Origin of the sequence: Nocardia exalbida NBRC 100660 (genome assembly GCF_000308575.1) — a bacterium.
In the GTDB taxonomy this organism is placed as follows: domain Bacteria; phylum Actinomycetota; class Actinomycetes; order Mycobacteriales; family Mycobacteriaceae; genus Nocardia; species Nocardia exalbida.
The window spans coordinates 16,056-36,462 of sequence record NZ_BAFZ01000050.1 but is presented as its reverse complement, the minus strand read 5'-3'; the positions used below and the strand labels follow the sequence as shown (position 1 = coordinate 36,462).

The 20,407-nt window shown below is 69.2% G+C and carries 21 protein-coding genes; 9 read left to right on the top strand and 12 right to left on the bottom strand.

Annotated elements, in window-relative coordinates:
- Positions 1 to 276: 276 nt before the first annotated feature.
- Both ON29_RS11415 and ON29_RS11410 read left to right on the top strand, forming a co-directional pair.
- Positions 277 to 1,143 (top strand): LLM class F420-dependent oxidoreductase, encoded by an 867-nt coding sequence (locus tag ON29_RS11415; protein ID WP_040866188.1) that lies wholly within the window; start codon positions 277 to 279, stop codon positions 1,141 to 1,143.
- Between the two features lie 102 nt (positions 1,144 to 1,245).
- Positions 1,246 to 1,824: a TetR/AcrR family transcriptional regulator gene (locus tag ON29_RS11410; RefSeq protein WP_040866187.1), complete on the top strand. Its 579-nt coding sequence runs from the start codon at positions 1,246 to 1,248 to the stop codon at positions 1,822 to 1,824.
- Between the two features lie 18 nt (positions 1,825 to 1,842).
- Here the strand turns inward: ON29_RS11410 and ON29_RS11405 are convergent, their stop codons facing one another.
- On the bottom strand, positions 1,843 to 2,709 hold the full coding sequence (locus ON29_RS11405; RefSeq protein WP_040866186.1) for a mycofactocin-coupled SDR family oxidoreductase: 867 nt from the start codon (positions 2,707 to 2,709) through the stop codon (positions 1,843 to 1,845).
- A 182-nt stretch (positions 2,710 to 2,891) separates the two neighbouring features.
- On the opposite strand from ON29_RS11405, the gene ON29_RS11400 reads away from it, so the two are divergent.
- The 3 genes from ON29_RS11400 to ON29_RS11390 all read left to right on the top strand — a co-directional run bounded on the left by ON29_RS11400 (position 2,892) and on the right by ON29_RS11390 (position 4,851).
- The gene (locus tag ON29_RS11400; RefSeq protein WP_040866185.1) at positions 2,892 to 3,380 is read left to right on the top strand and encodes a nitroreductase family deazaflavin-dependent oxidoreductase; all 489 of its coding nucleotides are present in this window, start codon (positions 2,892 to 2,894) and stop codon (positions 3,378 to 3,380) included.
- A gap of 181 nt (positions 3,381 to 3,561) precedes the next feature.
- The gene (locus tag ON29_RS11395) at positions 3,562 to 3,894 is read left to right on the top strand and encodes a helix-turn-helix domain-containing protein (RefSeq protein ID WP_157172745.1); all 333 of its coding nucleotides are present in this window, start codon (positions 3,562 to 3,564) and stop codon (positions 3,892 to 3,894) included.
- A 192-nt stretch (positions 3,895 to 4,086) separates the two neighbouring features.
- Complete coding sequence (locus ON29_RS11390) at positions 4,087 to 4,851, top strand: DUF8020 domain-containing protein (protein ID WP_040866183.1); 765 nt, start codon at positions 4,087 to 4,089, stop codon at positions 4,849 to 4,851.
- A 54-nt stretch (positions 4,852 to 4,905) separates the two neighbouring features.
- Here the strand turns inward: ON29_RS11390 and ON29_RS11385 are convergent, their stop codons facing one another.
- The gene (locus ON29_RS11385; RefSeq protein ID WP_040866182.1) at positions 4,906 to 5,418 is read right to left on the bottom strand and encodes a hypothetical protein; all 513 of its coding nucleotides are present in this window, start codon (positions 5,416 to 5,418) and stop codon (positions 4,906 to 4,908) included.
- A 288-nt stretch (positions 5,419 to 5,706) separates the two neighbouring features.
- On the opposite strand from ON29_RS11385, the gene ON29_RS11380 reads away from it, so the two are divergent.
- Together ON29_RS11380 and ON29_RS11375 are read left to right on the top strand one after the other, a co-directional pair.
- On the top strand, positions 5,707 to 6,249 hold the full coding sequence (locus ON29_RS11380; protein ID WP_157172744.1) for a DUF6968 family protein: 543 nt from the start codon (positions 5,707 to 5,709) through the stop codon (positions 6,247 to 6,249).
- A gap of 193 nt (positions 6,250 to 6,442) precedes the next feature.
- On the top strand, positions 6,443 to 7,807 hold the full coding sequence (locus ON29_RS11375; RefSeq protein ID WP_040866180.1) for a WS/DGAT/MGAT family O-acyltransferase: 1,365 nt from the start codon (positions 6,443 to 6,445) through the stop codon (positions 7,805 to 7,807).
- 48 nt (positions 7,808 to 7,855) lie between these two features.
- Here ON29_RS11375 and ON29_RS11370 read toward each other — a convergent pair whose 3' ends face one another.
- Complete coding sequence (locus tag ON29_RS11370) at positions 7,856 to 9,967, bottom strand: AMP-binding protein (RefSeq protein ID WP_051175099.1); 2,112 nt, start codon at positions 9,965 to 9,967, stop codon at positions 7,856 to 7,858.
- A 293-nt stretch (positions 9,968 to 10,260) separates the two neighbouring features.
- Between ON29_RS11370 and ON29_RS11365 the strand changes: the two genes are divergently transcribed.
- Positions 10,261 to 10,494, top strand: a complete 234-nt coding sequence (locus ON29_RS11365; protein ID WP_040866179.1) for a hypothetical protein — start codon at positions 10,261 to 10,263, stop codon at positions 10,492 to 10,494.
- Positions 10,495 to 10,499: 5 nt separating this feature from the next.
- Here the strand turns inward: ON29_RS11365 and ON29_RS11360 are convergent, their stop codons facing one another.
- The 3 genes from ON29_RS11360 to ON29_RS11350 are packed head-to-tail and all read right to left on the bottom strand — an operon-like array spanning position 10,500 to position 12,251.
- Positions 10,500 to 11,339 (bottom strand): RNA polymerase sigma factor SigF, encoded by an 840-nt coding sequence (locus tag ON29_RS11360; RefSeq protein ID WP_040866178.1) that lies wholly within the window; start codon positions 11,337 to 11,339, stop codon positions 10,500 to 10,502.
- Positions 11,329 to 11,772, bottom strand: coding sequence for an ATP-binding protein (locus tag ON29_RS11355; protein ID WP_051175096.1), 444 nt, complete (start codon positions 11,770 to 11,772; stop codon positions 11,329 to 11,331). Before ON29_RS11355 ends, ON29_RS11360 begins: the two co-directional genes overlap by 11 nt.
- Positions 11,772 to 12,251, bottom strand: a complete 480-nt coding sequence (locus ON29_RS11350; protein WP_040866177.1) for a Dps family protein — start codon at positions 12,249 to 12,251, stop codon at positions 11,772 to 11,774. Before ON29_RS11350 ends, ON29_RS11355 begins: the two co-directional genes overlap by 1 nt.
- Positions 12,252 to 12,592: 341 nt before the next feature.
- On the opposite strand from ON29_RS11350, the gene ON29_RS11345 reads away from it, so the two are divergent.
- The gene (locus ON29_RS11345) at positions 12,593 to 14,080 is read left to right on the top strand and encodes a mannitol dehydrogenase family protein (RefSeq protein ID WP_040866176.1); all 1,488 of its coding nucleotides are present in this window, start codon (positions 12,593 to 12,595) and stop codon (positions 14,078 to 14,080) included.
- Here the strand turns inward: ON29_RS11345 and ON29_RS11340 are convergent.
- From ON29_RS11340 to ON29_RS11315, 6 genes are all read right to left on the bottom strand, one after another.
- Positions 14,077 to 14,835 carry an acyl-[acyl-carrier-protein] thioesterase gene (locus tag ON29_RS11340; RefSeq protein WP_040866175.1) on the bottom strand — a complete coding sequence of 253 codons (759 nt, stop codon included), beginning with the start codon at positions 14,833 to 14,835 and terminating at the stop codon, positions 14,077 to 14,079. The genes ON29_RS11345 and ON29_RS11340 overlap by 4 nt on opposite strands.
- Positions 14,836 to 14,977: 142 nt before the next feature.
- Positions 14,978 to 16,393 (bottom strand): ribosome biogenesis GTPase Der, encoded by a 1,416-nt coding sequence (der, locus tag ON29_RS11335; protein WP_040866174.1) that lies wholly within the window; start codon positions 16,391 to 16,393, stop codon positions 14,978 to 14,980.
- Positions 16,390 to 17,067: a (d)CMP kinase gene (gene cmk, locus ON29_RS11330; RefSeq protein ID WP_040866195.1), complete on the bottom strand. Its 678-nt coding sequence runs from the start codon at positions 17,065 to 17,067 to the stop codon at positions 16,390 to 16,392. The genes der and cmk overlap by 4 nt, the downstream gene beginning before the upstream one ends.
- Before the next feature lie 65 nt (positions 17,068 to 17,132).
- A complete protein-coding gene (locus ON29_RS11325) occupies positions 17,133 to 18,212 on the bottom strand; it encodes a pseudouridine synthase (protein ID WP_083863370.1) in 1,080 nt (359 codons plus the stop codon).
- Between the two features lie 9 nt (positions 18,213 to 18,221).
- A complete protein-coding gene (scpB, locus tag ON29_RS11320) occupies positions 18,222 to 18,878 on the bottom strand; it encodes an SMC-Scp complex subunit ScpB (RefSeq protein WP_040866173.1) in 657 nt (218 codons plus the stop codon).
- 46 nt (positions 18,879 to 18,924) lie between these two features.
- The gene (locus ON29_RS11315) at positions 18,925 to 19,917 is read right to left on the bottom strand and encodes a segregation and condensation protein A (RefSeq protein WP_373283867.1); all 993 of its coding nucleotides are present in this window, start codon (positions 19,915 to 19,917) and stop codon (positions 18,925 to 18,927) included.
- Between the last annotated feature and the right edge of the window lie 490 nt (positions 19,918 to 20,407).

Sequence of the window (20,407 nt, the reverse complement as noted above, 5' to 3'; positions counted from 1 at the left end):
GGTACCACCGACAGATTTTCAGGACAATCCCGAACGAACGATCTCTTCGAAACCGCGACCCAGTGCTGCGGCGCACGCACCGCCGGACCGGAAAACGAGAACGCGTTCTTGCAGGCTGTATACGATCGGACTACAGTCCGAACAACTGTCCATACCGCTGGTCCGCCGAGCCGCACCGGTGTCCCCACCCGGTACGCGCGCCATCAGGAGCACCGAGGCGCTTACCGGCGAAAGACCGAGCACCACACCGAACGACCCGACAAGACAGGGGTTCCCATGCGATTCGGCATCGTCCTGTTCACCAGCGACCGTGGCATCGCCCCCGCCCCGGCCGCCCGCGCAGCGGAGCAGGCGGGATTCGCCTCCTTCTACGTCCCCGAGCACACCCACATCCCGGTGGCGCGCAGCGCGGCGCATCCGCAGACCGGCGACGCGTCGCTACCCGACGACCGATACCTGCGCACACTCGACCCCTGGGTGGCGCTGTCCATGGCGGCCGCCGTCACCGAACGCATCGAGCTGGCCACCGCCGTCGCACTCCCGGTCGAGCACGACCCGATCACCCTGGCCAAGACGATCGCCTCACTCGACCACCTCAGCGGCGGCCGGGTCCTGCTCGGCGCCGGATTCGGCTGGAACACCGACGAACTCGCCGATCACGGCGTGCCCGCGAACAAGCGGCGCACGGTGCTGCGCGAGTATCTGTCGGCGATGCGGGCACTGTGGAGCCAGGACGAGGCGAGCCACGACGGCGAGTACGTGAGCTTCGGGCCGAGCTGGGCCTGGCCGAAACCGGTGCGGCGCTCGGTGCCGGTGCTGATCGGCGCGGCGGGCACCGAACGCACCTTCCGGTGGATAGCCGAGTCCGCCGACGGCTGGATCACCACACCGGGGGAAACGGAGATCTCGGATCGACTCGCCCTGCTGCACGACATCTGGCAGCAGGCGGGGCGGACCGGACGTCCGCGCGTGGTCGCTCTCGACTACAAACCCGACGCCGCGCGCCTGGCCGAGTGGGAGCACGGGGGCGTCACCGATGTGGTGTACGGCCTGCCGGACAAGGACGAGCCCGCGATCCTCGGCTACCTCGAGCGGTTGTCCGGCAAACTCGCGGACATCGGCCGGCCGCTCGGCGTGGGGTAACCCGTCGCGGTCCGTCGAACAATTTCGCCGTGGCCGGAAACACAACGATTTCCGCAGCGTGCACGTTGCTCGAACAGAATAACGATACTACCATCTAGACACATGTCCGAAAGCAATTCCAGAACCGTCGAGGCGACGCGGCGGCGCTTGTCCGGAAAACAGGCCGACACCGTCGAGAAGCTCACCAGGTCGGCGCTGGAAGTGCTTTCCCGGGAGGGGTTCGCCGGCATGACCATCCGGATGGTCGCCGCCAACGCGAAGGTCGGCACCGCCACCGCGTACACCTACTTCTCCTCCAAGGAACACCTGGTCGCGGAGATCTTCTGGCGCAGGCTGCGCGCGACGCCCTCGCCGGTGAGCGAGGACGCGGACAACACCGTGCGCGTGATCGCCGAACTCCGCAGCATCGCGTTGCTCGTCGCCGACGAACCGGAATTGTCCGGCGCGGTCACCAGCGCGCTGCTCGGCCGCGATCCGGATGTCGAACATTTGCGCGCGCGCATAGGCTTGGAAATTCGCGCCCGCCTGGCGCATGCGCTGTCCGGAAGTCCCGACGAGGATATTCTGAAATCGCTCGAATTACTCTACGCGGGCGCGCTGGTGCACGCCGGGATGGGCTACGAATCATATTCGGACATCGCGGACCGCATCGAGCGGTCCGCGATGCTCATCCTGAAGTGACGCAGCGCGTTTCGCGCGTCACTGCCCCGCCAGCCCCAGTTTCAGCGACGCCCCGCCGTCGACGAACATCTGCAAGCCGGTCACATAGCGCGACTCGTCGGAGGCCAGGAACGTGACCGCGTGGGAGATGTCCGAGGCCTCGACGAAGGGAATCGGCATGGCCTGCATGAACGGAAAGGTGACCTCGGCGTCCTCCCGCGTCGGGTGCTGCAGGTCCGGACGGAAGATCTGGTACATGCCGGGGTTGTGCAGCATGTCGGTGTCGACGTTGGTCGGGTGCACCGCGTTGATCCGGATCGAGCTCGGCCCCAGCGTCAAGGCCAAAGTCTGCGTGTAGGAACGGATCATCTTCTTCGACAGACCGTAGCCGTCGCCGCCCGGGCCTTGCAGCGCCTGCTGGCCGTTGAATCCGGTCTGCGGCACCAAACCCGCCACCGAGCCGGTCACGATGATCGAGGCGCCCGCCCCCAGATGCGGCAGCGCGGCGTGCACGGTGTTCACCACGCCGACGAAGTTGACGTCGAAGACGTCGACGAATCCCTGCAGCGGTACGTGGTGGCCGAGCGGGCAGATCCCGGCGTTGGCCACCACCACATCCAAGCGCCCGAGTTCCGCGACGGCGGCCCCGATCGCCTCGTGCAGCGCGGGACGATCCCGCACGTCGACCTTCCGAGCCACCACCCGGCGGCCGGTCTTCGCGACCAGGTCCTCGGTCTCGGCGAGGTCCGCCTCGGTCGCCAGCGCGTAGTCGTTGCCGGCGATGTCGGCGCAGATGTCGAAGGCGATGACGTCGGCGCCCTCTTCGGCCAGGGCGAGCGCGTGACTGCGGCCCTGCCCCCGCCCCGCGCCGGTCACCAGGACGACTTTGCCGCTGACCCGATTCATGTTTCCTCCACCGTGCTCGTCACCGGTTTCCGATACCCCCGCGACGCGCGCCGCAGGTCTATGGAATAGTAACCGGACATCTGTCTGGACGATACTACGGACAAAGGTATGGATCAATCACTTTTCACCGCAGCCGATTCGAGCGCCACACTCCGTTCCCGCCCGGCCGAGGGGGGCGTCCGATGACGCCGAGCCGCCCGCGCAATCTCGATTCGCCGCTCGTCGGGGCGCTCATCAAGTACATGTCGAAGGCACAGGTCTGGGTCTTCCGCCGGACCGGAGGACGCATCGGCGGGCGATGGCGGATCGGCGCGGGCTTCCGGAAGCCGGTGCCGACCTTGCTGCTGGAGCATCGCGGCCGCAAATCGGGCAAGGTGTTCACCGTCCCGCTGCTGTATCTGGTGGACGGCGCCGACCTGGTCGTCGTCGCCTCGCAAGGCGGGTTGCCGAACCATCCGCAGTGGTACTTCAACCTCCTGGCGCATCCCACCACCCGGGTGCAGATAGGCGCCGAGCACCACCACGTCCGCGCCCGCGTGGCGACCCCACAGGAGAGGAAGCGCTTGTGGCCCTTGCTCGTCGCCCTCTACGCGGACTTCGACGCCTACCAATCCTGGACGGAACGCGAGATACCGGTGCTGATTCTCCAGCCGGAGGACCAGGCGCACTGACCGCGCGCCCGGCGCGTCGAGTGGGGTCCGCACCCACACTCCCCCATGATGTTCAGCGTTCCCGGCGCGGCGGGGCTCGCCCGCCGCGGCAGTGCGACGCAATCGATCGACTCGACAGAGGATGGGAGAGCGTGTGGCGAAAATGGGTAGGCGGAAACGGTCCAGGTTGATCACCAGCGGAATGCTGCGGGAGAAGCGCCAGGCCGAAGAGCACGAAGCGACGGCGGCACCCGAGGTCGTCGCGGACGAGGCCGAGGCGGTTTTCGCGCTCGATCTCGACGGGCTCGCCGCGCGCGTGCGCGCGCGACGGCGGGAGATGAAGTGGACCCAGGCGGACGTGGCGGGCAACGGCGGCCCGCCGGCCAAGGTGATCAGCGAGATCGAGCGGTCCCGCAATCCGCGGCCCAGCGCCGAGGTGCTCGACCGGCTCGACGCGGCACTCGATTGGCCCCCCGGCACCAGTGCGACGATCCTGGGCGAGGAGCGGGCGAGCGAACTCGCCGCAGCGCGCTGATCGTCCGGGGCGAAACCCGGCCGGTCGGAGAATTTTTCGATATCTCCGACCGGCCGAGCCGGAACGCTCATCGGTAGCTGCAAGCGCTGCTAGGCTGCTCAGCGACCTGGACGACTGCTCTTGCGCCGCCGGAGTGCGCGGGTCCGGCCGTGCTGGACGCAGGTGTGAACCCGATGAAGGAATGGACGAATCATGCAACTCCGCGGCATCACTGCGGCAGCGATACTCGCCATCGGCTCGCTGACCATCGGCTCCGGCGTCGCTCACGCCGAGCCGGCTCCCGACATCACCTACTCGGCCAGGATCGTCGAACAGACGGTGGTCGCCGCGCTCCGGGGCGGAACCTTCGAATTGTCCAAAGCGCTGCGCGATCAGCCCGCCGGCGAGGAGAACGCTCGACTAACCGAGCGCGACGGGGTGCTCGTCGACCACACCGGGGCCCCGGCTGACATCGCTCGAGTGATCGACGTGGTCGACATCCGCGACGAGGACGGCCACGTCGCCATGACGTTGCCGCTGGACTTCCGGATCGCGGGCACCGCCATTCCCGTGCATCCCGAAGTGAAGAAGGACAGCACGGTGCTCGAGCTGAAGCCGACCAGGCCGGAAGGCATAGCCCCCACCGAAACGCTGGTCGCCAAACCGGTCGCGTCCATGACCGAGAACCAGCGTGCCCGTGACGAATTCGCCAGCCAGTTCGGACTCGCCACCGCCATCGGCGGTTTCATCGGCACCGCCATCGGCGCCACGATCGGCTGCCTGGTCACCCTCCCCGTCGGATGCGTGGCCGGTCTGCTGACCGGCGCGAGCCTCGGCGGCATCCTCGGAACCATCGCGGTCGGCGGACCGACCCTGGTCGTGGCGGGTGTCGACCTGCTCACCACGCTGCAGGCAGCCGAGGGCACCACCCGCTTCGCGGACAAGCCCGTCCAGGTCACACCCGCACCACCCAAGTGACCTCGTCGCGGCGGCGACCACGCCGCCGGAACGAGACCTCCGACGACCGCGCCGCTACAGCGGCGCGGTCGTCGTGTTCGAGCGTCCCACGCGCTCATCGTTGATCAGGTGATAGGCCCGCCCCAGATCGTCGAGCGCTCGCTCCCATCTGGTATCCGCGTCGTGGCCGCGCGGGTTGCGGCTGAGCAGCAGCAGTGTCTCGGCCGCGTCCGTCGACCGCGCGGCGGCGTCCAACAGGACCGGCACCGGCTCCACGGTGGTGCCCGCCGCCAGCGCGCCGATCCGGTCGTGCAGCCAGTGCGCGTCGAAACGCACCTGCTCCGTGGGGTTCTCGCCGTTCACCGGGAAGGTGCTCACCGCGGCGGCCTTGGCGGCCTCCTCCTCGTCCATCGTCGTGGTGACGACCTGACGCAGTTCACTGCTCGCGATCCGGTGTAGCAAACCGATCAGTAGGACCCGTTCGGCGTCCGGACCGCGCAGACCCGTGCCACCCAACCACCCGCCGACCTCGTCCGGGTCGACGCGCAGAATCGACAGAACCGCTCGTAACTGCGCAATCGTTACCACTTCGTCCGCCCCTCCTCATCGTCGCGGCCCCACCATCACACCTCGGCGACAGCCTGCCAAACCCGAGGCGCGTTAACCGTCCGGTAGCCCTTTTGCCGATCCGGCGTGTCTCCGCTCTGCGGCCCAGGTCACCTCGAACCGCAGGATAAACCGGGGGCCTACGTGGGTACTCCAGAATTCATGAGAGCGATACCGGCGCGGGTCACTGGTGACACGACCACGTCCGCAGTGCGCGAGTCCGAACACGGCGGTGCGATCGCGAGCACGAGATGGCGACGTATCAGGGAGGTGATCGCCACCCGAACCGTCGCCGATGCCACGCGAGAAGTGTCGATCGAGGTGGGGAAACCGCAGATGGCACCGGGCGCCACCGGCGTGGTGTGCGGATTCCGCATCCAGGGCATCGGCGAGCGATGGGCGCACGGCCCCGACTCCATCGCCGCGCTGTACCGCGCTTTCCAGGAGATCGCTCAGGAGCTGCGGCAAGCCAACAGCCACGGTGCGCACTTCGCGGTGACCGAACCGTGCGACCCCGGCTTCCCCGCCGCTCCCACCCGCCCCTCGTGTGCCGCCACGACGGCCGAGCACGAGTCGCAAGCTCTGATCGCGGCCCGTACGCTGCGCGATGCCGACAGCTCGCTGTCGATCATCATCGGCAGGCCGTACCTCGCGGCCGACCGGCGCGAGCATCTGTGCCGGTTCCACATCAGCGAGCAGGGTGCCTCGCTGGCCAGCGGCGTCGACGAGATCCAGGCGCTGCACTCCGCGATCAGCATGATCAGCGAACGCCTCGAGCTGCCCCAGGATTGGCCGGTCAGCCGCCTGTCCTGAGCCCCAGACGCACAATCCGCGGCGAACCGCCCAGCCGGTCCGGATCCGGCATCGAATCACCGCTTGGTGGATCGTCGTTCGACCGGCGTAAATAGCCCGCGCCATGAGCAGTCCGGCACGCCCGTCGCCGACCTTCCCCACGTCCTGATCCAGACCGTGGCGGAGTCGCGGCGTCGCCAGGAGGGAACTGCCCATGGAATTCATATCGCCGGTGGACGCCCTGTTCCTCATCGCGGAATCACGCGAGCACCCGATGCACGTCGGTTCGCTGTCGATCTTCGATCCCCCGGACGGCACCGGACCCGAGTTCGCCCGGCGCGCACACGCGACGCTGGCGGCCGACCAGGACTTCCACCCCATGTTCCGCAAGCGCCCTGCTCGCCTCCTCGGCACTCCCCAGCTGGCCTGGACCGTGGACAGCGCCGTCGAACTGGACTACCACGTCCAACGGTGGGCGCTGCCGGAATCGGGTGGCCTGGACGCCCTGACCGAGATGGCCGCCGGTCTGCACAGCACCCTGCTCGACCGGCACCGGCCGCTGTGGGAGGCGCACCTGATCGAAGGGCTCGCAGGCGACCGGGTCGGCTTGTACGCGAAGATGCACCACGCCCTCATCGACGGCGTCGGCGCGCAACGCCTGTTACAGCGCACGCTCAGCACCGATCCCGAGTCCGGCGCCGCACTGGTGCCCTGGCATCTGCCGCCGTCGACCGGGCACCGGGAGCACGCACCGCGCAGGCACACCCTCGGCACCCGCGCGCGTGGGCTGCTCGCCGCGGCGGGCTCGGCCTCTTCGGCGCTGCGCCTGGCCCGCACCGCGCTGGTCGAGCAACAGCTGACGCTGCCCTTCGCCGCACCGCGCACCATGTTCAACGTCCCGATCGGCGGAGCCCGCCGCTGCGCCGCCCGCTCGTGGCCGCTGGACCGGATCCGCCAGGTCAAGAAGATGACCGGCGCCACGCTCAACGATGTGGTGCTGGCCATGTCGGCGGGCGCGCTGCGCACCTATCTGCTCGAACACCTCGCCCTGCCGGACAAGCCGCTGATCGCCATGGTTCCGGTCTCGCTGCGCCCCGAATCCGACGACGGGGGCAGCGGGGGCAACGCGGTGGCGGCGCTGCTGTGCAATCTCGCCACCGACCTGCCCGACCCGGCGGCGCGGCTGGCGGCGATCAGCTCGTCCATGCACCGCAGCAAGGAGATCTATCGCACGCTCTCCCCCGTGCAGGCGGTCTCGCTCTCGGCGCTTACCCTCAGTCCGCTCGCCTTGTCACTGCTACTCCCCGCCACGGTCGCCCTGACCAGCCCGCCGTTCAACATCGTCATCTCCAACATCCCGGGGCCGCGCGAACCCCAGTACTGGAACGGCGCGCGCGTCGCCGCCAGCTATCCGCTGTCGATCCCCCTGGACGGGCAGGCGGTGAACATCACCCTCACCAGCAATGCCGACAGCCTGGACATCGGCATCGTCGCCTGCCGCCGCAGCGTGCCGGACGTGGCCGGGCTGCTCGACCACCTGGAATCCGCGTTGACCGACCTGGAGGACACCGTCTACTGACCGGACCCCCGGTGGCGAGCCGACGGCGGCCGGATCGCCGCTCGGAGGTCAGGACGAACTCGCCGTCCCGAGCCCGTTGATCGACGGCGGCAGCTCCGGCTTCGCCGCACCGGGACCGGCCAGCAGGCGCTTGAGGATCTTGCCGGTGTCGCCGCGCGGCAGCGCCGAGAGGAAGGTGACGTCACGCGGGACCGAGAAGCGGCTCAAGCGGTTGCGGATGTAGGTGCGGACCATGTCCGAATCGAGCCCCGACCCTTCGCGTTTGACCACGAAGGCCACCAGCCGCTGACCGAATTCGTGGTCCGGCACACCGACCACCGCGACGTCGCTGACCTGCGGCAAGTGCGCGAGCGCCTCTTCGACGGGGCGCGGGAAGACGTTCTCGCCGCCGGAGATGATCATCTCGTCGTCCCGGCCCGCGATGAACAACCGGCCCGAGGCGTCCAGATAGCCGAGGTCGCCGGTGTCGAGCATGCCGTGTGCCTCGTCCGGCGGCGCCGAGTTGACGTAACCGTCGAACAGCATGTGATTGCCGACGAAGATGTGCCCGGTGGCGCCGATCGGCAACCTGCGGTGGTCCGGCCCGAGCACGGCGACCTTGGTGCCCAGCGGGGGGCGCCCGGCCGTGGTCGGCGAGGTGTGCAGGTCATCGGGGGTCGCGATGGTCGCCCACGAGACCTCGGTGGAACCGTAGACGTTGTAGAGGACGTCGCCGTATGCCTCCATGAATCGCTCGACGGTCGCGCCCGCCAGCGGCGCGCCGCAGCTGATCATGTGCCGCAGGCTGGAGGTGTCGTAGCGGGCGCGCACGTGCGCGGGCAGATCGAGGATGCGCTGCACCATGGTCGGCACGACGATCACCGTGTCGACCCGGTGCTCGGCGATACTGCGCAGGCAGTCCTCCGCGTCGAACCGTCCCGTCAGCACCACGGTCGCGCGCAGCGCGGTGCTCAGCTGTAGCCCGGCCAGCCCCCAGGTGTGGAACAGCGGCGCCGGGATCAGCATGGTCTCGTTCATCTGCATCGGGATGCGCGACAACAAGGCCGCGATGGACCCGAAGCCCTTCGGGTGCGGCCTGCGCGCGCCCTTCGGCGTCCCGCTGGTCCCCGAGGTGAGCACGATGAGCCGCCCCGGCTGGGCGGGCGTGCGGAAGGTGGTGTGCCCCTCGGCCACCAGTTGATCCACGGTGGTCCGCTCGGGCACCGGGGGCCGTTCGTCGGTGTTGTAGCGCGGGATGTCGGCGTGCAGATAGCGCACCAACTCCTCCAGGTCACCGTCGACGAACAGCGCCGAAAGCCGGTCGCGCTGGACGATCTCCTCGATGGTGCGGCCCGCCAGCCCGGCGTTCAGCAGGGCGACGTCCACGCCGAGTTTTCCCGCGGCGACCATGCATTCGACCATCGCCGCGTGGTTGCGCGCCAGCAGTCCGATGGCGTCACCGGGGCCGAGACCGTGTGCGGCCATCGCGCCTGCCAGCGCATTGGTCCGCTCGTGCATGTCGGCGAAGGAGCGGGTGCCGTGGTCGTCGATGATCGCGACCCGGTCCGGGGCGTACGCCGCGCCCGCCGCGTATCCGCCCGCCAGGTTGAAACCCCACTTGGCCAGTGAACGTAGCTGTTTGAAGCTGCGATCGAGACGAACCGGCAGCACGACGCCGCTGGCCACCATCTGCCGCGCGACACCCGCGTTGCGCCGGAGCGGCGAATCCTCCCCGTTGACCACCAGGGAGGTCCGCGCGCCCTTGGCGACGTCGGCCACCCGCTTCAGTCCGCTCTTGGTCCATTCCGCGATCGCCACATTGGACAGCTCCGCCACGCGGGGGTGCACGCGACTGGGCGCGAAATAGGTGACCGTGACCTTGGTGCGCTCCTCGTCCCCGTGTAGTCGCACCGACGCGAAGCTGCCCAGCGCGGCGTACTGCATCTCGAAGCTCTCGTACCAGCGGCCCACGCTGATTCGGATCTGGTGGGTGCGGATACCGGACTCGTAGGTGCCGACGCGCATCTGCCAGACCACGTTCCCGTCGGCCGACTGGATCTGTTCACACGCGCCGATACCGGTGAACATGCGCGGATACGTCTGCGGTTCGAGCAGCAGGTCCCAGATGGTCTTGCGGGCGATGGCGAATTCGGCGACTACATCGATGACGTCGGTAACCAACTTGTGCACTTCTCGTCGGCCGGTTCGAAGAACTTCGGGTCGGCGGGTAGCTCCTTTGTAACGTCAGTCACAGGTAAGGTCAAGTAGCTCGGGCCTCGCCACCACTACCAGCGACACGCAGGAAATACCCTGCGATTGCCCAGCATTCACCTGGGGCTGGGAACCGGCCCAAATCCCGCGCGCGACGCCTGTGAATGAACCCAACGATCACCGAAACTCCCGCCCGGCGGCGACGGCCGATCCTAACGTCGCAGACGCCTGCTCGGCAGGACCGCCCGCTGGCTGGAGAGATTATGGACCACAACCCCGCACGACGCGTCGCGCACTCCCGCGCCGAGGAGATCCTCGACTTCTTCGGCAAATGCCGAGCGTGCGGCTATCCCGCTTACGCGGAGAGCACCACGCTGCACTACGACAACGGCGATATGGAGACGAAGGTCATCGCCGGCTGCGCCTTGCCGTGCGGCTGGACGGGCGAGGTGTCGGCCACCCCGATGACCGGCTCGGCCGCCCGCCCCCGCACCTAGGAAGGTCAGGCCGCGCGCGAGGCGAGTTCGTCGGAACCGAGCGCGCGCTTGCGCAGCTCGCCCAGGATTCGGGCGAGGATGCGCGATACCTGCATCTGGGAGACACCCAGTTCTTCCGCGATCTGAGTCTGGGTCCGGGACTCGTAGAAGCGCATGATCAGCACCCGCCGATCGCGCGGCGGCAGCTCGGCGATCAGGGGACGCACCGCCATCGCCTGCTCCAGCAGGTCGTAGCACGGCTCCTCGGCGCCGAGCGTGTCGGCGAGCGCCTGCGGCGCGCCGTCGCCGTCCTCGCGGCCACCGGCATCCAGCGAGTTGGTCTGGTAGGCGTTGCTCGCGATGAGCGCCTGGGTGACCTCGCCGAGTTCGACGTCCAATTCCTCGGCGATCTCCCGCGCCGTCGGCATCCGCCCGAGGCGGTGCGACAACGTCTCGGTGGCCGGACCGATGCGCAGCTGAATCTCCTTGAGCCTGCGTGGAACTCGCAAGGACCACGTGTTGTCCCGGAAGTGCCTGCGCACCTCGCCCATGATGGTGGGGACCGCGAAGCCGAGGAAGGAACTGCCGCGGGAGACGTCGAAACGGTCCACCGCGAGCACCAGCCCGACCCGGGCGATCTGCAACAGGTCCTCGTAGGACTCACCGCGGCCGGAGAACTTGCGGGCGATGTGTTCGGCGAGCGGAAGACACCGTCGCGTCACCTCCTCGCGCAGCGCGGCGCGATGCGGATCGCCCTCCTCCATCGAGGCCATCTTCTCGAACCACGGCTCGATGTTGTCGTAGCTGTCCCCTGCGCGCTTACGGCCCGTCGTGCCATTCCCGTCGGTCGTGAACTCACGTGTCATCAAATGGTCCTCGTTCCCAACTGAATTCGATAACGGTCGGATACCCGCCGGTCTCGGAATCAAAAGGGTCACGAGAAATCGATAGGGAACTGGTGAGCATGCGCACGAGTTCCCAGCTCAACGGATCGCCTTCGGCCACCTCGTCACCGAACGCGGTGACGGAATCGACGCGCACACTCATCCGGTCCGCGCCGTAGGTGAACGCGCAGCCGAGCACCGAGCCGGGCGCGGCGCCCACCAGCAGCATGGTGGCCGCCTCGTTGATCGCCAGGCGGATGTCCGCGGCCGCGGCGAACGGAACGTCGGCGACCAGGCAGACGGTGTCCGTCATCGCACGGATCAGGGCCAGGTGTCGCGCGTCGGCGGGGATCCGCACCGCGACCGTGGTGGTCTCGGTGGCGGGCGCGCCGAACGCGCATGTGATCACCCGCATCAGACCGTGGCGAGCTGCGCTTGCCACATCCAGTGCAACTGCTCCAGTCGCGCCGCGATCGCCAGGAACAGATCCTGGGTTACCGGATCGGCCTTCTCGGTGGCCGCGATGCGCTCCCGCAGCCGCTTGATCACGGCAGCGAGGTTGCCGACGATCGTATCGATGATGTCGGTGTCCTGCTGCCAGCCATCCCCGATGCCGATCGCGCCGGAATCCTTGGCCACGGTTGCCGCGCGACCGTCCGGGCTGATCCCGACGGCGGTGGCGCGTTCCGCGGCCGCGTCCGTGAAGTCCCGTGCCACGGTCACCAATTCGTCCAGCGCGAGGTGCACCGACCGGAAGTTCGAGCCGACCACGTTCCAGTGCGCCTGCTTGGCGATCAGCGACAGGTCGATCAGGTCGACCACCGTGTCCTGCAGAGTCCCGCCCGCGATGCGCTGCTGCTCCGGGTCCAAGGTACTGGTGATGGGTTGGGGCATCGTTCTGAACCTTTCTGCCGTTCATCCGGGTCATCGACGGTCTACCCAGTCATGCCGCGATAAACCTCCCGGTAGGTCCGGCGGACGGGAAACGGGGTGGACGCCCCGGCGCCCCGCACGGGTCTCCGGCGGCCCGTGCGGGTAACCCGGGCGCGACCGCACCGCATCGCGGCGTCGGCGACGATCCGCGCGCGGGAAGTGGAACAACACGGGGGCGGGTGGCCGACGCCGACGGACGGCGCCACGGGCCGGACTCGCTGCCGCCGACTCCGCCACGCCGGGGCCGGACCGCAACCGCCGCTGCACTATGGTGTGATCCACACAACACGGGGAGGTGCGTGATGGCGGAGCGGGCCGCGACGCCTTTACGGGCGGCGACCTTGACAGAGTTCGCCGGTCGCGTCTCGACACCGACCTATGACCGATCCCGGATCTCGACCGGCATAGCGCATTTCGGGGTCGGCGGGTTCCATCGAGCGCACCAGGCGATGTACGTCGACCGCCTGCTCGAGCGCGGACTCGGGCAGGACTGGGGCATCTGCGGTGTCGGCGTACTGCCCGGCGATCGCCGGATGCGCGATGTGCTGCGGGCACAGGACGGCTTGTACACGTTGTCGACGGTCGCGCCGGACGGCGCCTGGACCACGCGCGCGATCGGCTCCCTCGTCGACTACCGGTACGCGCCCGATGATCCCGAGGCCGTCGTGGCGAAGCTCACCGATCCGGCCACCCGGATCGTCTCGCTCACCATCACCGAGGGCGGCTACCACATCGCCGCCGACACCGGCGAATTCGACGCCGACGACCCCGGCATCCGCGCCGATCTCGCCGGGAGCGCCCCACCCGCCACCGTTTTCGGGCTCGTCACCGAAGCGCTGGCGCGGCGCCGATCAGCGGGTCTCGCGCCGTTCACCGTGCTGTCCTGCGACAACATCGAGGGCAACGGCGACGTCGCGCGCCGGATGTTCGGCGCGTTCGCCAGCCTGCGCGATCCCGGGCTCGGATCCTGGGTGGCGGAGCAGGTGCGCTTCCCGAATTCGATGGTGGACCGGATCACCCCGGTGACTCCCGCCGGGGCGACCGGCGAGGTCGAGCGGCGGTACGGGCTCCTCGACCGCTGGCCGGTGGTGACCGAGCCGTTCGCGCAGTGGGTGCTGGAGGATTCGTTCGGACTCGGCCGCCCGGCCTTCGAGGAAGTCGGGGTGCAGCTCGTCGACGACGTCACCCCGTACGAACTGATGAAACTGCGGTTGCTGAACGCGAGCCACCAAGCGCTGTGTTACTTCGGATATCTGAGCGGCTACCGGCTCGTCCACGAAGCCGCACAGGATCCGGTCTTCCGGCGCTTCTTGCTGCGCTACATGGACGCCGAGGCGACACCGACGCTGCGACCGGTGCCCGGGGTCGACTTGGACGCCTACAAGCGCACGCTGCTGGACAGGTTCGCCAACCCCGCGATCGGTGACACCATCGCCCGGCTGTGCGCGGAATCCTCCGACCGGATCCCGAAGTGGCTGCTGCCGGTGGTCCGGGCGCAGCTCGCCACCGGCGGCGAGATCGACTGCGCGGCGGCGGTCGTCGCGAGCTGGGCGCGCTATGCCGAGGGTGTCGACGAGGACGGGGCGAAGATCGAGATCGTGGACCGGCTGCGTGACCGGCTGACTCCCCTCGCGCGGCGCCAACGCCGACAGCCCACCGCCTTCCTCGGCGAGCGCTCGCTGTTCGGCGACCTGATCGATCATCCCCGGTTCGTGACCGCGTATCTGGCCGCGCTGGACAGCCTGCGCACCAGGGGCGCCCACGCCACCGTCGAGGAACTGGCCCGCTAGCGTGGGGTGACGCGGGCGATCGCCCGGCAGTCGGTGCCGACCGCGAACCAGACATCCAGGCTGGAGTCGGTGCACCGGGCCACGAGCTCGACGTCCTCGCCCGACCGCACCGGCTTGCCGTACTCGACCACCACGCGGTGCGGGCCGGACTTGAGTTCGGTGTGATCGGCGAGCACTTCCTCGAGCGCGGTGAGGTAGACCGCGTTGTTCATGTGGTCGAGCAGGTCGATGTCGGTCGCTCGCAGCGGAAAACGCCTGATCTCGACGCCGGGGTCCCCTGCGGCGGGCATGGGATCGGCGAGTTCGGCTTTCCAGCGCAGCCGATGCTCGGTCGTGCAGGCCAGCATCGGTGCGAGGAACCGGTCGCTCATCCGGGCGGGGACCCCCGATTCGGTGCCGAAATGGATCAGGAAGCTCTCGGTCTCCACCAGCCCGCCCGCGCTGCCGCAGATCTGGACCCGCATCGTGCACCACCGGGTGGAGGTCGCCGAGGGCCAGCGCCGCAGGGTGGCCGCCTCACCGAACGCGAGCGGCTTCAGCGCGTCGACCACCGTCCTGCGGATCACCCACAGCCGATGGATGTCGCCGTCCTCCAGGACATCGAGATGGTCGTAGCCGACGTCCTGCAGGTAGCGCGCGACACCGTCGAGCCGCAGCCGCTGGTCGCGATCGGTATCGGCGAGCCGCACCGGCCATCCCGTCTCGAACGGAGTCAGGACGGCCGGTGGTTCCGGCAGCACGCTGGGAATGGCCATAAGCGGATGATGCCAGCCATTTGCCACAATCGCACCGCTACGCGCGGATCGTCATCGATCCGAGAAGATAAGGCCTCCCATTAGGTAACTTTTTCCAACGCGTACTGCCGAAATTGATCGCTAATAGTTAGCCAACCGCTCTCTACTTCTTGCGATCCCGCTTCTCCCGCACCCGCACCGAGATGCGCACCGGCGAGCCGTCGAAGCCGAACTCCTCGCGCAACCTGCGTTCCAGGAAGCGCCGGTAGCCCGCCTCCAGGAAGCCGGTGCTGAACAGCACGAACGTGGGCGGCCGGGTGGTCGCCTGGGTGGCGAACAGCACGCGGGGCAGCCTGCCGCCGCGCATCGGCGGCGGGGTCGCGGCGATCACTTCCTTCAGCCAGGTGTTGAGCCTGCCCGTCGAGATGCGCTTGTCCCAGGACTCGAGTGCGGTCTCCATGGCGGGCACCAGCTTCTGCACCGCGCGGCCGGTGTGCGCGGAGATGTTCACCCGCTGCGCCCACGGCACCCGGACCAGATCGCGGTCGACCTCGCGGTCCAGCTGCAGACGGCGATCCTCGTCGACCAGGTCCCACTTGTTGAACGCCAGCACCAGCGCCCGCCCGGAATCGGCGACCATGCTGATCACCCGCAGATCCTGCTCGGTGATCGGCTGCGAGGCGTCGATCAGCATGATCGCCACCTCCGACGCCTCCAGTGCCGACTTGGTGCGCAGCGAGGCGTAGAACTCGGTGCCGCTGGCATTGCTCACCTTGCGGCGCAACCCGGCGGTATCGATGAATTTCCAGATCTTGCCGCCCAACTCGACGAGGGAGTCGACCGGGTCGACCGTGGTGCCCGCGACATCGTGCACCACCGAACGCTCGTCGCCTGCCAGCTTGTTCAGCAGGCTCGACTTGCCGACGTTCGGCTTGCCGACCAGCGCCACACGACGCGGGCCGACACCGGCGGTCCCTTCGCGCGGCGTCTCGGGGAGCACCGCGAGCACGTCGTCGAGCAGATCGCCGGTGCCGCGGCCGTGCGCGGCGCTGACCATGCGCGGCTCGCCGAGCCCGAGCGACCACAGCGCCGCCGCTTCCGCTTCCACCCGCTGGTCGTCGACCTTGTTGGCGACCAGGATGACCGGGACGGCGGAGCGGCGCAGTTTCCGCACCGCGGCCTCGTCGGTCGCGGTGGCGCCCACGACGGCGTCGACCACGAGCAGGATCGCGTCGGCGGTCTGCATGGCCAGTTCGGCCTGTCGGGCCACCGATTGCTGCAGCCCTTTCGCGTCGGGCTCCCAGCCACCGGTGTCCTGCACGAGAAAACGGCGGCCCGCCCAATTCGCCTCGTAGGACACGCGGTCGCGGGTCACGCCGGGAATGTCTTCCACGACCGCCTCGCGGCGGCCGAGAATCCGGTTCACCAGCGTCGATTTGCCCACGTTCGGGCGGCCGACCACCGCGAGCGTCGGCATCGCGACGTGCGCTCGGTCCTCGAATTCGCCCTCGAGTTCGGCCAGCTCCCAGTCGGCCTCGTCGCTCCACACGCCGTCGCCGGCGAGCACGTCCTCGTTCATCGGTCACCTCCGGTCTGGTACGCCGAGACCTGCTGCGCGACAACGCGATACAGCTCGTCGATGACCTCGTCCATGGACATTTCGCTGGTGTCGACGCCCACCGCGTCCTCGGCCGGGCGCAGCGGGGACACCTTGCGGGTCGAGTCGAGGGTGTCGCGGCGCTGCACATCGGCGAGCACGGCCGCGTAGTCGTCGCCCCTGCCCTCGGCGATGTTCTGCTGATTGCGCCGGTTCGCTCGCGCCTCGGCGGACGCGGTCAGGTAGATCTTGGCGTCCGCGGCGGGCAGCACGACGGTGCCGATATCGCGGCCCTCCACCACGATCCGTCCCGCGGCCGCCGTGATGTCGCGCTGCATGGCGACGAGCAGGTCACGCACCTCGGGCACCGCGGACACCGCGGACACGGCCTTGGTGACGGCGTCGCCGCGAATCTCCGAGCGCACGTCCTCCCCGTCGAGCTCGATCACCTCGCGGCTGGGATCGGTGCCGATGGACAGCGGCAGTTCCTTGACCGCGGCGGCGATGGCGGCGGTGTCGGTCAGCTCGATGCCCGCGCGCAGCACGCGCAGCGTCGCCACCCGGTACATCGCGCCGGTATCGAGGTAGCGGGCGCCGAGGCGGGTGGCCAGGCGCCGCGAGACGCTCGACTTCCCGGTGCCCGACGGCCCGTCCATGGCGACCACCAGCGGGCTCGTGCCGGCCGGCCGCGCCGGCGCCTGCACCGGGATCTCCACACCGTTCACAACGACACCGCCTCGTAGAGTTTGCCGATCTCATCGCGGCCGAGCACCCGCAACGTGCCGGGCCGTTGGTCGCCGAGCGCGACCGGGCCGATATTCGTGCGGACCAGCCGGACGACCGGATGGCCCACCGCGTCGAGCAGGCGGCGCACGATGTGCTTGCGCCCCTCGTGCAACACGATCTTCACCAGGGAACGTCCCTCCCCCAGCTCGAGCACCTGGAAGCGGTCGACCTTCGCGGGACCGTCCTCCAGTTCGACGCCTTCCTTCAACCGCTTGCCGACCGCGCGGTTGTTCACCTCACCCTGCACCGTGGCCAGGTAGGTCTTCGATACCTCGAAGGACGGGTGCATGAGCCGGTGCGCCAGATCGCCGTCGTTGGTGAGCAGCAGCAGGCCTTCGGTGTCGGCATCAAGCCTTCCGACATGGAACAGGCGCTGACCAGCGGCGATCCGCTCCGCCACGATGTCGCCGACGCAGGGGCGCCCCAAATCGTCGGACATGGTGGACTGCCAGCCCTTGGGCTTGTTCAGCGCGACGTGCACCAGTTCCTCGCGCACCACCACGCGGGTGCCGTCGACGCGCACCACGGCGTGCTGCGGGTCGATGCGCAGGCCCTGCTCGCGCACGATCGTGCCGTCGACCTCGACGCGGCCCTGCGCGATCATCTCCTCGGCGGCCCGCCGCGACGCGACGCCCGCCTTGGCGAGGACCTTCTGCAACCGCTCCCCCTCGCCCCAGGGGAGTTTGGCGTGACCGCCGGACGCGTCGGGCTCCACGTTCTGGTGGCGCGCGGGCTTGGCGTTGCTCAGCAGCGGCGGCGCTGTGACCTGCCGCTGCGGCTTGGGCTTCTTCTTGCCGGCCGGGGCCGGGTGTCGCTGCGGGCTCGGCGCCTGCGCCGATCCGCGCTGGGTGGATCCGCGGCCGGCGCCCGACTGCTGGGCGCCACGGGCGCTCGTGCCCCGTTGGGCCGAACGGGCGTCGCGCGAACCCGAGTTGCGGCTCGCGCCGCCCCGTTCGGGCTGTGCGCCGCGTTTCCTACGATCCGGTGTGCCATCTCGGCGAGCGGGCGTATTCATGATGTCCTGTCACTCTGCGGTACCGAGGTCCAAATCGGCCTCGGCGGGTTTCCTCGACCTGGTGTAACGGGGGTCCGTCTCCAGGCTCTCGTTGATCTCATCGATCAGGTCGACGCCCGGAAGCAGGGGCGCCAGTGGCGGCAGGTCGCTCAGCGAAGCGAGCCCGATCCGTTCCAGGAACAGCTCGGTGGTGCGATACAGCGTCCCGTTGGTCTCCGGGTCGGCGCCTGCCTCGGCGATCAAGCCCCTGGCCAGCAGGGTGCGCATCACCCCGTCGACGTTCACGCCACGCACCGCACTGACCCTGGTCCTGGTCACCGGCTGACGGTATGCCACCACCGCCAGTGTTTCCAACGCCGCCCGGGTCAGTTTCGATCGGGAGCCGTCGAGCAGCATCCGTTCCACATACGGCGCGTACTCGCTGCGAGTATAGAAGCGCCAGCCGTCACCGACGAAACGCAGATCTATCCCGCTGGACCGCGCCGACAGCTCGGCGGACATCGCACGCAGGGTGTGCTCGACCCGCTGCGGGCTGTCGCCGAGGGCGGCCGCGAGCTGGTCCACCGGCGCGGGAGCGTCGACGACCAGCAGCATGGCCTCCAGCGCCGAACGCAGATCGGCGTCCTCCAGCGGCTCGGGGGTGAGTTCCACCACTGCCTCACTCACGACTGCCCCTCGCCGCGGTCCGGGCGCGGTCGCGCGCTGTGCTCGCTCACCCGTAGTCCTCCTCGATTGTCACGGTGTCCGTCTGTTGCGCGGCCTCGTCGCCGATCCAGCTGACCGCCAAGGGGCCGAGCGGATCGGGCTGGTCGAACTCGATCGTCTTGCCGCGATACAGCTCGAGCAGCGCCAGGAAGCGGGCGACGATCTGCACCGGGAGCTCGCAGTCCGCGACCAGCTCGCCGAAGGAGGTCCACGCGCCCGCACCACGCTGTTTGAGCCGCTCCAGCACCAGTGCCGCCTGCTCGGCCACCGAAATCGCGTGCGTGTGCAAGTGGTCGAGCCCGACCTTGGGTACCGGACGGGGCCGGAAGGCCGCCGCGGCGATCTCGGCGAACTCGGCCGCCCCGACACCCAGCCTAACCTCGGGCAGCAGGCCCGCGTAGCGCTCCTCCAGGCCGACCGCGCGTGGATACCGGCGCAGCGCGGCCGCCTCCAGCTCCCCGAGCAGTTCGGCGACCTGCTTGAACGCGCGGTATTGCAGCAGCCGGGCGAACAGCAGGTCGCGCGCCTCGAGTAGCTCGAGGTCCTCGGCATCGGTCATCTCCCCGGACGGCAGCAGCCGTGCCGCCTTCAGATCGAGCAACGTGGCGGCGACGACCAGGAATTCGGTGGTCTGATCCAGGATCTTGTCCGCACGCAACGTGTTCTGCCGCGCCATGCTCGCGGTCAGCGCCTTGGTGTAGGCGATGAACTCGTCGGTGACCTTGTGCAGCGCCACCTCGGTGACGTCCAGCTTGCGCGAGCTGATCAGGGTCAGCAGCAGGTCGAACGGCCCCTCGAAGTTGCTCAGCCGCAGATGGAACCCGGACGCCTGCGGCTCGTCCGCCTGCGCCTGCTTCCCCGGCCGCGGGTCCGGCTCGGCGCCGGGGGTGGCCGAAGCAGCACCGGGTGCGTCGGGCACGGAGCCGGATGCCTCCAGGTCGGAGGGGGATACCTCAGGCACCGGACCGCGTGTCCCCCGGTCCGAGCCGGGTGCCTCCAGGCCGGATACCTCAGGCACGGGACCGCGTGTCTGCCGGTCGGAGCCGGATACCTCCGACATGGGACGGAGTGCGTCCACCCCTGGACCGACCATCTCCGCCCCTGGTCCGACCAGCTCCGGTGCAGCGTCCGGTATGTCCGCGTCGGCGGCCCGGGCGGCGTTCGCCTCGGAGACCTCCCGCGCGACCGCCTCGGTGCGCTGCGTGCCCGATTCGTCCGCACTGTCCCGGGAAGGTGGGGCGTCGCGGTCCGATTCCGGAGCGGTCGGTCCGGCGACGCCCCCGACGACGGCCGGGTGCGGGCGCGCGGGCGCCGCGTCCCGGCCCGCCGCGATGAACGCGGCTGCCGCGTTACCGAGTGCGGGTGCGTTCCCCGGAGCGGTCGGGTCCGGCCCGGCGGCAGCGGGCTCGCGGTCGTCCGGTGTGGAGGTCGATCCGGCCGGGGAAGACCCCTGGCCGGACGGGTTGTGGTGGGACGCAGACGAGGGGTCG

Excerpts from the sequence above, each read along its gene's own strand:
- ON29_RS11415 (WP_040866188.1), top strand. The coding sequence starts at position 277 with ATGCGATTCGGCATCGTCCTGTTCACCAGCGACCGTGGCATCGCCCCC.
- ON29_RS11410 (WP_040866187.1), top strand. The coding sequence starts at position 1,246 with ATGTCCGAAAGCAATTCCAGAACCGTCGAGGCGACGCGGCGGCGCTTG.
- ON29_RS11405 (WP_040866186.1), bottom strand. The coding sequence starts at position 2,709 with ATGAATCGGGTCAGCGGCAAAGTCGTCCTGGTGACCGGCGCGGGGCGG.
- ON29_RS11400 (WP_040866185.1), top strand. The coding sequence starts at position 2,892 with ATGACGCCGAGCCGCCCGCGCAATCTCGATTCGCCGCTCGTCGGGGCG.
- ON29_RS11395 (WP_157172745.1), top strand. The coding sequence starts at position 3,562 with ATGCTGCGGGAGAAGCGCCAGGCCGAAGAGCACGAAGCGACGGCGGCA.
- ON29_RS11390 (WP_040866183.1), top strand. The coding sequence starts at position 4,087 with ATGCAACTCCGCGGCATCACTGCGGCAGCGATACTCGCCATCGGCTCG.
- ON29_RS11375 (WP_040866180.1), top strand. The coding sequence starts at position 6,443 with ATGGAATTCATATCGCCGGTGGACGCCCTGTTCCTCATCGCGGAATCA.
- ON29_RS11365 (WP_040866179.1), top strand. The coding sequence starts at position 10,261 with ATGGACCACAACCCCGCACGACGCGTCGCGCACTCCCGCGCCGAGGAG.
- ON29_RS11360 (WP_040866178.1), bottom strand. The coding sequence starts at position 11,339 with ATGACACGTGAGTTCACGACCGACGGGAATGGCACGACGGGCCGTAAG.
- ON29_RS11355 (WP_051175096.1), bottom strand. The coding sequence starts at position 11,772 with ATGCGGGTGATCACATGCGCGTTCGGCGCGCCCGCCACCGAGACCACC.
- ON29_RS11350 (WP_040866177.1), bottom strand. The coding sequence starts at position 12,251 with ATGCCCCAACCCATCACCAGTACCTTGGACCCGGAGCAGCAGCGCATC.
- ON29_RS11345 (WP_040866176.1), top strand. The coding sequence starts at position 12,593 with ATGGCGGAGCGGGCCGCGACGCCTTTACGGGCGGCGACCTTGACAGAG.
- ON29_RS11340 (WP_040866175.1), bottom strand. The coding sequence starts at position 14,835 with ATGGCCATTCCCAGCGTGCTGCCGGAACCACCGGCCGTCCTGACTCCG.
- der (WP_040866174.1), bottom strand. The coding sequence starts at position 16,393 with ATGAACGAGGACGTGCTCGCCGGCGACGGCGTGTGGAGCGACGAGGCC.
- cmk (WP_040866195.1), bottom strand. The coding sequence starts at position 17,067 with ATGGACGGGCCGTCGGGCACCGGGAAGTCGAGCGTCTCGCGGCGCCTG.
- ON29_RS11325 (WP_083863370.1), bottom strand. The coding sequence starts at position 18,212 with ATGAATACGCCCGCTCGCCGAGATGGCACACCGGATCGTAGGAAACGC.